Source organism: Pseudomonas marginalis, assembly GCF_024169655.1.
Lineage (GTDB): Bacteria > Pseudomonadota > Gammaproteobacteria > Pseudomonadales > Pseudomonadaceae > Aquipseudomonas > Aquipseudomonas paraveronii.
Genome location: NZ_JALJWV010000001.1, coordinates 6,199,767 through 6,210,567, shown reverse-complemented (window position 1 = coordinate 6,210,567; position 10,801 = coordinate 6,199,767). Strand labels below are relative to the sequence as shown.

Below are 10,801 nucleotides of genomic sequence, written 5' to 3'. Positions count from 1 at the left end.
GGTTTTTTTCGAGGGTGCTGTAACGGCAAGGGGTCACCTCACTCTAGGGGTATGTCGGGACTGAGCATGTTGCTCAGCCGACCTAACCACGATTTATGAGGATGACCCCATGACCATCAAAAACGCCATTTCCGGTGCTGCCCTGGCGCTCGCTGCTGCCACCCTGTTTGCCGGTGTCACCACCCAGGTACAGGCCGCCGACGCTGCGGTGCATTGCTACGGCGTCACTTCCTGCAAAGGCATGAATGACTGCAAGACCGCTGAAAACGCCTGCAAGGGTCAAGCGGTTTGCAAGGGTCATGGTTTCAAGGCCATGACCAAGGCGGCGTGCGACGCGGCCGGCGGCAAAGTCGGCGAATAATCGGCGACCGAGTGCAACCGCAGCGGTTGCCACCTGCCGCTGCGGACACTTTTGCCCAGGAGTGTCTGATGTCTATGTCCCTTCCGAGCCTGGGTTACGGCCTGGGTCTACGCAGTGAGTACTATCAGCAGATCCTTGAACAATCGCCGGCCGTGGATTGGTTCGAAGTGATCTCCGAGAATTACCTGGTGCAGGGCGGTAAAGCCTTGTACTACCTGGACGCGATCGCCGAGCGCTACCCGCTGGTGATGCACGGTGTGTCCCTGTCCATCGGCGGGCCCCATGCCCTCGATATCGATTACCTCAAGCAGCTCCAGCAACTCGCCGCGCGCATCCAGCCGGCGTGGATCTCCGATCATCTGTGCTGGAGCCGTGGCAGCGCGCATCAATTGCATGACCTGTTGCCCCTGCCTTACACCGAAGAAAGCCTGTATCACGTGGCCAGTCGTGTGCTGCAGGTGCAGGATGTGTTGCAGCGCCCGCTGGTGCTGGAGAACGTCTCCAGCTATGTGCGCGCCAAGGCGGATGAATTCACCGAGTGGGAATTCCTCAACGCGCTGACCCGATTGACGGGGTGCCAGTTGCTGCTGGACGTCAATAATGTGTACGTCAGCTCGCGCAATCACGGTTTCGATGCCTGGACGTTCATTCACAACCTGCCGCCGCAGAGCATCCGCCAACTGCATCTGGCCGGGCATATGGACTACGGCGATTACGTGGTCGATACCCATGACCATCCGGTGTGTGATCCGGTGTGGGCGCTGTATCAACAGACCCTGGAGCACCTGGGCCCGGTCTCGACGTTGCTGGAGCGCGATGACCATTTCCCACCGTTCGAAGAGCTGCTCAGCGAGTTGGACAAGGCTCGCACGCTGGGTGCGACCGCCTTGGCCAGGAGAACGCTATGCGCCTGACGGATTGGCAACAGGCCTTCGAAGAGCACTTATTGGCCGAAACCCCCGTGGCCGGCACCGGCTTTGCCGCCACGTTGCTGGGTGGTCCTACGCTGGATGTGGAAACGGGCCTGGCGATTTATCACAACGCCTACCTGTCGCGGTTGCAGGACGTGTTACGGCAGGACTTCGGCGCCCTCTGGTATTGGCTCGGGGATGACGAGTTCGCCGCGCTGACCGAGGCCTACGTGCGTCGCTACCCGTCCGCCCACTACAGCCTGCGCTGGCTGGGCCAGCGGTTCGCGGCGTTTATCCAGGAGCACCTGGTGGCTGAGCAAAGCGCGCCGCTGTCTGAGCTGGCGCGGCTGGAGTGGGCTTTCACCCTGGCGTTCGACGCGCCGCCGGGTACACCGCTGACCGTGGACGATATGGCGCGACTGTCGCCGCACGACTGGCCGGGTTTGCAGGTCACCCTGGCGCCGACCGTTCAGCAGATTCTCTGCCGCTTCAACACCGTAGAGACCTGGCGCGCCGGCAAGGCCCAGTCGGACTTGCGCGCCAGCCAGCCTCTGGATGCGCCGCAGATCTGCCTGGTGTGGCGCCATCAGCAGGTGTGCCGCTACCGCAGCCTGGAACCCGCAGAAACCTGCGCTTTGGCGGGTATGGTGACCACCGGCTGGTGTTTTTCAGAACTGTGCGCGCAGTTGGCAGTCAGCTATGGAGAGGGTGCGCCCCTGCAAGCGGTCTCATGGCTGAAACAGTGGATTCAGGACGGTTTGCTCGAACGCCGATTTCCATAGGCGCAGGTTATGAAATCGATAGCTTTCTACGCTGTCGTAGGATGGTCTACCCTCTTTCCAGACGTCTGAAACAAGGGGGGACTACTCATGCTCGCGCAACTTCCACCGGCCTTACAGAATCTTCAGCTACCGCTGCGTCTTCGACTCTGGGACGGCCATGAATTCAACCTGGGCCCCGAGCCCAGTGTGACCATCGTGGTGAAGGACCCCACGGTTGTGTCCACGCTTTTCCATCCCACGCTCGATTCATTGGGCGAAGCCTTTGTCGAGGGCAAGCTGGAGCTGGAAGGCTCCATCGCCGAGGTGATCCGGGTGTGTGACGAGTTGAGTCATGCCCTGATCGATGACGATGTGCACAATCATCCGGTGCGCTCGATCCACGACAAGGCCACTGACGCGGCGGCGATTTCCTACCATTACGACCTGTCCAACGAGTTCTACCAGTTGTGGCTCGACCAGGACATGGCGTATTCCTGCGGTTACTTCGAAACCGGCAGCGAATCCATCGACCAGGCCCAACAAGACAAATTCCGCCACCTGTGCCGCAAGTTGCGCTTGCAGCCGGGGGAGTATTTGCTCGATGTCGGCTGTGGTTGGGGCGGGCTGGCGCGGTATGCGGCGCGGGAGTTTGGGGTAAAAGTGTTCGGCATCACCCTGAGCAAGGAGCAACTGGCCCTGGCCAAAGAGCGCGTGAAAGCCGAGGGCCTGGAGGATCAGGTGGACCTGCAACTGCTCGATTACCGTGACCTGCCCCAGAACGGCCGTTTCGACAAAGTGGTGAGCGTGGGCATGTTCGAACACGTCGGCCACGCCAACCTGGCGCAATACTGCAAGACCCTGTTTGGCGCGGTGCGCGAAGGTGGCTTGGTGATGAACCATGGCATCACCGCCAAGCACATTGACGGTCGCCCCGTGGGCCGTGGCGCCGGGGAGTTTATCGAGCGCTACGTATTCCCCAACGGCGAACTGCCGCACCTGGCGATGATGACCGCCGAGCTCAGCGAAGCCGGGCTCGAAGTGGTCGACGTGGAAAGCCTGCGCATGCACTACGCACGCACCCTCGACCATTGGAGCGAACGCCTGGAAGACAACCTGGAAGCGGCGGCGAAGCTGGTGCCGGAACAGGCATTGCGCATCTGGCGGTTGTACCTGGCCGGTTGCGCCTACGCGTTTGCGCGGGGTTGGATCAACCTGCACCAGATCCTGGCAGTAAAACCCTTCGCCGATGGCAGCCATGAACTGCCGTGGACGCGGGAAGATATCTACCGCTGAAGCATTTTCCCGCAGCCCTGCAGGTGTAAATGTGGGAGGGGGCTTGCCCCCGATTGCGGTGTGTCAGCTAGCGGATTAGGCACTGATTCACCGCTATCGGGGGCAAGCCCCCTCCCACATTTTTACCGCAGTGTCTGTTAGAGAATCGGTGAGATAAGCCGCGCAATCCGCATGCCTAATTGTTGCAGGCGGCGGGTTTCGCGGCTTTCTTCCTGGCTGACTTCATGGGCCTGGGCGAAGTCATCGAGCAGCATGTGCTCCACTTGCTGGGCGAAGGCTTCATCGACGGTCAGCAACATTACCTCGAAATTCAGCCGGAACGAACGGTTGTCCATATTCGCACTGCCGATGGCGCTGATTTCGCTGTCGACCAACACCACTTTCTGGTGCAGAAACCCCGGCGTATAGCGGAACACCCGCACCCCGGCGCGCACCGCTTCGATCGCGTAAAGGCTGGAGGCGGCATACACAATGCGGTGGTCGGGCCGCGACGGCAGCAGCAGGCGCACGTCGACCCCGCGCAGCACCGCCAGGCGCAGGGCGGCAAACACCGCTTCATCCGGGATGAAATACGGGCTGGTGATCCACACGCGCTCGGTCGCGGCGTGGATGGCTTCGACAAAAAACAGCGAGCAGGTTTCATAAGGGTCGGCCGGGCCGCTGGCGAGCAATTGGCAGAGCACCCCGTTTTCGGGGTAGGTGTCCGGCAGGATCAGCGGCGGCAGTTCCCGCGCGGCCCAGAACCAGTCTTCGGCAAACGATTCCTGCAGGCACGCCACCACCGGGCCGCTGACCTGCACATGGGTATCGCGCCACGGCGCCAGTGGTGGTTTTTTGCCCAGGTATTCGTCGCCGACGTTATGCCCGCCGACAAACCCGGTGATGCCATCCACCACCACGATCTTGCGGTGGTTGCGGAAGTTGACCTGGAAGCGATTGAGCCAACCGCTGCGGGTGGCGAACGCCTTGACCTGCACCCCGGCGTCGCGCAGCGATTGCACATAGCGAGAGGGCAGGGCGTGGCTGCCGATGCGGTCGTAGAGCACGTAGACGGCGACGCCTTGGGCGACTTTTTCCTTCAGCAAGGCATGCAACTGCCTGCCGAGTTCATCGTCATGAATGATGAAGAACTGGAACAGCACGGCGGTTTTGGCGCGGCGAATCGCGTCGAAGATCGCACTGAAGGTGGCGTCACCATTGATCAGCAAGCGCACTTCATTGTTTGCCAGACACGGCATGCGCCCCAGCTTGGGCATCGCCCGCAGCGAGGCGTAGGCGCTGGAGTTGCGTGCGGCCAGGGCTTCCTCGACCCACGGGCGCCAGTTCAGTTCGTTGATTGCGGTGTGCATTTCCTGGTTGGCCTGGCGCCGCGCCTGGATGTACGCATCGAAGGTGCTGCGGCCGAAGATCAGGTAAGGAATCAGCGTCAGGTAGGGCACGAACATCAGCGATAAGGCCCAGGCAATCGAGCCTTGGGCGGTCCTGACCGTCAGCACCGCGTGGATCGCTGCAAGCGTCCCGAGAAAATGCAGCGTGGCGATAAAGTAGGCGAGCAGGTGCGGGCCAAAAAAATCCATGGACGATGTCACTCCAGGCAATCCAGTGCTTAACAGACCATGTTCGGTCAGGAATGTCGCTATTTTCTTTGTCGTGCAACACTGGCGCTTTTGTGGCGTCTAACGCCCACAATTGCCCAGGAGTTACCCGATGAATGCTCGTCTGCTAGGTTTGGCCATGGTTATTGGTTTGTCGCTGCCCGTGGCGGCACAGGCGCAGATGCTGGCGCCGGGCTTGTGGGAATTGACTACGAGCAACATGAAAGTGGATAACCAGGACCTGCCGGACTTGTCGCTGATCCTCGGTCAGCTCAAGCAACAGATGACCCCGGAACAGCGCGCTATGCTGGAAAAACAGGGCATCGCCATGGCCGGCAAAGGCGTCCAGGTGTGCCTCACCCCCGCCCAGGTCGCCTCCGACTCGATCCCGCTGACCGACCCGCAGTCGGGTTGCAAACAGCAAGTGACCGACAAGAGCGGCAACCAGTGGAAATTTCGTTTCAGTTGCCCGAAAGCCCAGGGTACCGGCGTGGCCACCTTCCAGAGTCAGAAAGAGTTCACCACCACGGTCAACGGCACCTTCAACGCCACCGGCATTCAGCAGAAGGGCAGCCTGGACAGCCACGCCCAGTGGCTGGGGGATAACTGCGGCAGTGTCAAACCGCGCGCTTAACCCTGAAAGTGCAGGGGTAGCCCCTGGCAACTGTCGACCACCTGGCCGTTGTGCCAGGCTAACTGGCCCGACACCAGGGTGGTGCTGACGCTGTGGCGAAAGCGGCGCTCGGCGAACGGTGTCCAGCCGCAGCGCGCCAGGATCGGCTGGCGGCTGACCGGCTTGCCCTCGGGTTCGGGTTTGATCAGCACCAGGTCGGCCCAATAGCCTTCGCGCAGGTAGCCACGGTCGGGGATCGCGAACAGGTCGGCGACGCGATGACTGGTTTTCGCCACCAGGGTGGTCAGCGGCAGCAGCCCATCGGCCACCAACTCCAGTAACGCCGGCAACGCATGTTGCACCAGGGGCAAACCCGACGGTGCCTCACCATACGCCAACTGCTTTTGCGCCCAGGTATGCGGCGCATGGTCGGTGCCGATCACATCCAGCCGCTCACCGAGCAGGGCCAGGCGCAGAGCGTCGCGGTCGGCGCGGGTCTTGATCGCCGGGTTGCATTTGATCTGGTGGCCCAGGCGGTGATAGTCGCGGTCGTCGAACAGCAGGTGATGCACGCAGACCTCGGCAGTAATGCGTTTCTGCGCCAGCGGTTTATCTTCGAACAACGCCAACTCGCGGGCGCTGCTCAGGTGCAGCACATGCAGGCGCGTGCCGTGACGCTTGGCCAGTTCCACCGCCAGTGAAGACGAGCGATAACAGGCTTCGGCATCCCGGATCAGCGGGTGGGCGACGGCGGGGATGTTGTCGCCAAACCGCTCGCGCAAGCGCTGTTCGTTGGCCTGGATACTCGGCGTGTGTTCGCAGTGGGCCAGCAGGATCGTCGGCACCTCGGCGAACAGGCGCTCCAGAATCCGTGGATCGTCCACCAGCAGGTTGCCGGTGGACGCGCCCATGAACACTTTGACCCCGGCCACCTGCCGAGGGTCGAGCGCGGCGACGGTGTCGAGGTTGTCATTGCTGACGCCGAAGTGAAAGCCGTAGTTGGCCACCGAGTGCTGGACGGCGCGGCGTTTTTTGTCGGCCAGCGCTTCCAGGGTGAGGGTGGCCGGCCGGGTGTTGGGCATGTCCATGAAACTGGTGATGCCGCCGGCCACCGCTGCGCGGGATTCGCTGTAGAAACTGCCTTTGTCCGGCGCGCCGGGGTCGCGAAAGTGAACCTGGTCATCGATCATACCCGGCAGCAGCCATTGACCGTGGGCGTCGATTTCTACGGACGCCGTGTGCCCCGCGATGCTGCTGGCGATCTTCTCGATACGGCCATGGGCGACCAGCACGTCGGCGTCGAATACCTGGCCTTCATTGACCAGTCGGGCGTTGCGGATCAACAGGCGGCTCATGGTTCAGAACTCGTTTTGCAGGGCTTTGTAACCCTGCACCAGATCGACGTTGGTACGCGCTACGTCCTCGGAAAACTCCGATGCGCTGACGCTTACCGGCGGGAATTGCGACAGGTCGGTGTTGGGTCCGATGCGGGTGGTGGAGGGCACGTAGAACGCGGCGGGCAAGTCGCGGCCGTCGACCACGGAGTTGTGGCGCACCACGCAGCCGTCGCCGACGGCGCAGTTGAACAACACGCTGTTGAAGCCGATGAACACGCGGTCGCCGACGCTGCACGGGCCGTGGACGATGGAGCGGTGGGCGATGGAGGTGAATTCGCCGATGGTCACCGCCGCGCCGGATTTGGAGTGAATCACCACGCCGTCCTGGATATTGGAGTTGGCGCCGATGGTGATCGGGTCCATGTCGCCGCTGGCGTCGACTTCGTCCGCGCGGATCACGGCGTAGGGGCCGACGAACACGTTCTCACCGATGATGACCTTGCCGCAGATGATTGCGGTTTTGTCGACGTAGGCCGATTCGGCAATCACCGGCAGATCGCCGGATGGGTTCTTGCGGATCATGGTTTGCCCAACGCCGCGCACAGGGTGTTGAGGTTGTATTCGAACAGCCCGATAAAGGTGCTGGCCGGGCCTTCTGCGGCGAGGGCGTCGGAGTACAGCGTGCCGCCGATCTGTGCGCCGCTTTCGCTGGCGATCTGTTTGAGCAGGCGCGAGTCCTTGATGTTTTCAATGAACACGGCTTTGACCTTGTCCTTGCGGATCTGAGTGATCAGCGCGGCGACTTCAGCGGCTGAAGGCTCACGCTCGGTGGACAAACCCTGGGGCGCCAGAAACTGGATGCCATAGGCCTGGCCCAGGTAGCCGAAGGCGTCGTGGGAGGTGACGATACGGCGGTTGCCCGCTGGCAACGCGCCGAACTTGGCCTTGGCCTCGGCGAGCAGGCGGTAGATGTCTTTCAGGTACGCCTGGCTGTTGCGCAGGTAGTCGGCCTGGTTGGCCGGGTCGGCGGCCACCAGCGCCTTGGTGATGTTGTTCACATAGATTTCGGCATTGGCCAGGTTATGCCAGGCGTGCGGGTCCGGGATGGTTTCGCCGTCTTCCTCCATGGTGTGGGAGATCACGCCTTTGCTGGCGGTGACCACGGTGGCGCGGGTTTCGGTGCTGGCCACCAGGCGGTCCAGCCACGGCTCGAAGCCGAGGCCATTTTTGATGATCAGCTTGGCCTTGAGCAGCGCCTTGGCGTCGTCCGGGCTCGGCTCGTAGGTATGTGCGTCGGCGTCGGGGCCGACCATGTTGCTGATCTGGATGTGCTCACCGCCGATCTGGTGAGTGATGTCATCGAGAATACTGAAGCTGGTCACCACCTGGAGTTTGTCGGCGGCCTGGGCCATGGACAACGGCAGTAGCAGACTGAACAGCACGAATAGAGCGCGCATCGGGAAACACCTCATTGGGATGACAGCAAGGGCGGGCGGCGCAGCAAGCCATGCACCGGACCGAAAACCACGGACAGCAGGTACCCACCACCAGCCACCAGCACAATCGCCGGGCCGCTGGGCAGTGAGTAGTAGAACGACAGCAACAAGCCAAGCCACACCGACAGGCAGCCCAGCACTGCCGATACCGCGATCAACACCGGCAAGCGCCGGCTCCAGAACCGCGACGCGATGGCCGGCAGCATCATCAAACCCACCACCATCAGCGCGCCGATGGCTTGGAAACCAATCACCAGGTTCAGCACCACCAGGGTCAAAAACAGCCCGTGGGCCAGCGGGCCGAGGCGGCTGACGGTTTGCAGGAACAGTGGGTCGAGGGTGTCCAGCAGCAGCGGTTTGTAGATCAGCGCCATGGCGACCAGGCTGAAGCCAGAGACCCAGAGCATGCCGGTCAAGGTGGTGTCGTCGACGGCCAGCGCGGAGCCGAACAGCAGGTGCAGCAGGTCCAGGCGCTTGCCGGCAAGGCCGAGGATCAGCACGCCGGCGGCGAGGGATATGGGGTAAATGGCGGCCAGGCTGGCGTCTTCGCGCAGGCCGGTGCGACGGGTGATCCACGCTGCCAGCCCGGCCATGCTCAGGCCGGCGCCGAGGCCGCCGAGGGTCAGCGCGGGCAGGCTCAGGCCGGCGAGCCAGAACCCCAGAGCGGCGCCGGGCAGGATGCCGTGGGCGACGGCGTCACCGATCAGGCTCATGCGCCGCAGGATCAGAAACACCCCCAGCGGTGCGGTGCTGCAGGCGAGTACCAGGCCGCCGATCAGGGCGCGGCGCATGAACACGAAGTCGAGAAACGGCATCCACAGGTGCGCGGTGAAGTGCATCAGGCCACCTGCATGTGCGGTTGCGGTCGGATCAGTTCTTTGCTCGGCCCGAACAGGCAGCCCGTGCTTTTGATCTGCACCACTTGCTGGGTGTGTTGACGCACGGAGGCCAAGTCATGACAGACCACGACCAGCGTGCGACCTGCGGCGTGCCAGGCGTGGATGTGTTTCCAGCACAAAGCCTGGCCGTCTTCGTCGAGCGCCGCGTGGGGTTCGTCGAGCAACAGCACCGGCGCGTCGGCCAGGCTCATGCGGGCGAGCAGGGCGCGTTGCAGTTCGCCGCCGGACAACGCCATCAACGGGCGCTGTTCCAAGCCTCCCAGGCACCAGTCTTCCAGCACCGCCTGCAAACGCTGGCTGCGTTGCGGCGTGCTGAGCTGCGTGCCCCAGAAGCCGGCGGCGACCAGTTCTTGCAGGCTGATCGGGAACTGACGGTCGAGGTGCTGTTGCTGCGGCAGGAACGACAGGCCGCCACGGCGTGGAATGTCCACGGTGACTTTCCCCGCCAGGGGGTTTTGCAGGCCGGCGATGACTTTGAGCAGGCTGCTTTTGCCCGTGCCGTTGGCGCCGATCACACCGGTAAGGCTGCCCGTTTCCAGGCGCAAGTCCAGCGCCGGGGTCAGTGGTTGGCCAGGGGCGCCCCAGCGTAAAGCCGTGCAGGTGATCATGCCGAGTACCTCGTCCAGCAGCTTTCAGCCACGGCATCGTGCGCGTGCAGGCTTTCGGCGTGGATCACTTTGAGGTGGAAGGCCTGGACGGCGTCCGAGCGTTTCAAGGCGAGGTTTAAGCGGCGGGCGGCGTCTTCGCAGAACATCAGGTTCTGCCCGTTGGCCAGGGCGAAGGCTTGTTCGTCCGCACGTTTCACCGCGGTTTGCACGGCGGTGCCGAGGGCGGCCTCCGCGGTGTTGATCAAATCGGTCAATGCCAGGTGCTCGCCACGCAACTGGACGCGCAGTTGCGCGCTGCTGCGCTGACTGTGGGGCGTGGCGACAATGCCATTGGCGCTGCCGAGCCAGGTCAGCACGTCGGTATGCTGCAACGGCGTGTTGCCGAAGTCTTCGAGAAATTGCTGCTGAATCAACTGCCTGGCGAGGGCCGCCGAGCACGGGCAGGTTGAGGAATAAGTAACGTCAATTTTTAGTTCCACGTGGAACATCTGGTTTTCCACACGTGCTTCGATGCTCACCGGGTAGCCTTTCCAGCCGGCCAGTGGGCTGACCAATGCCGGGCGTTTGAGCAGCAGATCGGTGTGGATACGCAGGTAGGCGTTATTAGATAAACCTTCATGACTGTCGAGAAACCGCTGCAGTACCTTACGCAGAAGTGCCGGCGTCAGTGGCTGCCGGTCGAGCATCTCCAGCGCCAGGTACAGGCGTGACATATGAATGCCACGAGCCGTGCCGTCGTCCAGGCTGACGCCGGCGTCAGCAGTGGCGGCCAGGCGTTGGCCGTCGAGCAAAATGGGCAGGGCGATGCCGCACATGCCCACCCAGTCGAGCGGCAAGGCTTGGCGTGAAGCCTGCGCGGCGATATCCGGCAGAGTCAGCGCATTCATGAGCAGGTCCATCGTTGGCGATAAAAAAGACATGTTATAT

Annotated in this window: 12 protein-coding genes; 5 read left to right on the top strand and 7 right to left on the bottom strand. The window is 62.6% G+C overall.

Going from position 1 to position 10,801, the window contains the following annotated elements:
• The first annotated feature begins 109 nt into the window (after nucleotides 1-109).
• The 4 genes from bufA2 (at nucleotide 110) to cfaB (ending at nucleotide 3,326) form a co-directional block, all read left to right on the top strand.
• Entirely contained in the window at nucleotides 110-361 is a 252-nt protein-coding gene (bufA2, locus tag J2Y83_RS28765; RefSeq protein ID WP_253400208.1) for a BufA2 family periplasmic bufferin-type metallophore, read from the top strand.
• Between the two features lie 68 nt (nucleotides 362-429).
• Nucleotides 430-1,275, top strand: a complete 846-nt coding sequence (gene bufB, locus J2Y83_RS28760; RefSeq protein ID WP_253400207.1) for an MNIO family bufferin maturase — start codon at nucleotides 430-432, stop codon at nucleotides 1,273-1,275.
• Complete coding sequence (locus J2Y83_RS28755; RefSeq protein ID WP_253400206.1) at nucleotides 1,266-2,054, top strand: HvfC/BufC N-terminal domain-containing protein; 789 nt, start codon at nucleotides 1,266-1,268, stop codon at nucleotides 2,052-2,054. The genes bufB and J2Y83_RS28755 overlap by 10 nt, the downstream gene beginning before the upstream one ends.
• 87 nt (nucleotides 2,055-2,141) lie before the next feature.
• Entirely contained in the window at nucleotides 2,142-3,326 is a 1,185-nt protein-coding gene (gene cfaB, locus J2Y83_RS28750; RefSeq protein WP_253400205.1) for a C17 cyclopropane fatty acid synthase CfaB, read from the top strand.
• A gap of 137 nt (nucleotides 3,327-3,463) precedes the next feature.
• Here the strand turns inward: cfaB and cls are convergent, their stop codons facing one another.
• Nucleotides 3,464-4,903 carry a cardiolipin synthase gene (gene cls, locus J2Y83_RS28745; protein ID WP_253400204.1) on the bottom strand — a complete coding sequence of 480 codons (1,440 nt, stop codon included), beginning with the start codon at nucleotides 4,901-4,903 and terminating at the stop codon, nucleotides 3,464-3,466.
• A gap of 130 nt (nucleotides 4,904-5,033) precedes the next feature.
• Here cls and J2Y83_RS28740 point away from each other — a divergent pair, with 130 nt between their 5' ends.
• Entirely contained in the window at nucleotides 5,034-5,555 is a 522-nt protein-coding gene (locus tag J2Y83_RS28740) for a DUF3617 domain-containing protein (RefSeq protein ID WP_253400203.1), read from the top strand.
• Here the strand turns inward: J2Y83_RS28740 and J2Y83_RS28735 are convergent.
• The 6 genes from J2Y83_RS28735 to folE2 are packed head-to-tail and all read right to left on the bottom strand — an operon-like array spanning nucleotide 5,552 to nucleotide 10,761.
• A complete protein-coding gene (locus J2Y83_RS28735) occupies nucleotides 5,552-6,889 on the bottom strand; it encodes a dihydroorotase (RefSeq protein WP_253400202.1) in 1,338 nt (445 codons plus the stop codon). The two genes, J2Y83_RS28740 and J2Y83_RS28735, sit on opposite strands and share 4 nt — an antisense overlap.
• Nucleotides 6,890-6,892: 3 nt before the next feature.
• Entirely contained in the window at nucleotides 6,893-7,453 is a 561-nt protein-coding gene (locus J2Y83_RS28730) for a DapH/DapD/GlmU-related protein (RefSeq protein ID WP_017850050.1), read from the bottom strand.
• Nucleotides 7,450-8,328: a metal ABC transporter substrate-binding protein gene (locus J2Y83_RS28725; protein WP_253400201.1), complete on the bottom strand. Its 879-nt coding sequence runs from the start codon at nucleotides 8,326-8,328 to the stop codon at nucleotides 7,450-7,452. The genes J2Y83_RS28730 and J2Y83_RS28725 overlap by 4 nt, the downstream gene beginning before the upstream one ends.
• Before the next feature lie 11 nt (nucleotides 8,329-8,339).
• Nucleotides 8,340-9,206, bottom strand: a complete 867-nt coding sequence (locus J2Y83_RS28720; protein ID WP_253400200.1) for a metal ABC transporter permease — start codon at nucleotides 9,204-9,206, stop codon at nucleotides 8,340-8,342.
• Nucleotides 9,206-9,874 carry a metal ABC transporter ATP-binding protein gene (locus J2Y83_RS28715; RefSeq protein WP_253400199.1) on the bottom strand — a complete coding sequence of 223 codons (669 nt, stop codon included), beginning with the start codon at nucleotides 9,872-9,874 and terminating at the stop codon, nucleotides 9,206-9,208. Before J2Y83_RS28715 ends, J2Y83_RS28720 begins: the two co-directional genes overlap by 1 nt.
• Nucleotides 9,871-10,761, bottom strand: a complete 891-nt coding sequence (gene folE2, locus J2Y83_RS28710) for a GTP cyclohydrolase FolE2 (RefSeq protein ID WP_253400198.1) — start codon at nucleotides 10,759-10,761, stop codon at nucleotides 9,871-9,873. Before folE2 ends, J2Y83_RS28715 begins: the two co-directional genes overlap by 4 nt.
• Nucleotides 10,762-10,801: the final 40 nt, after the last annotated feature.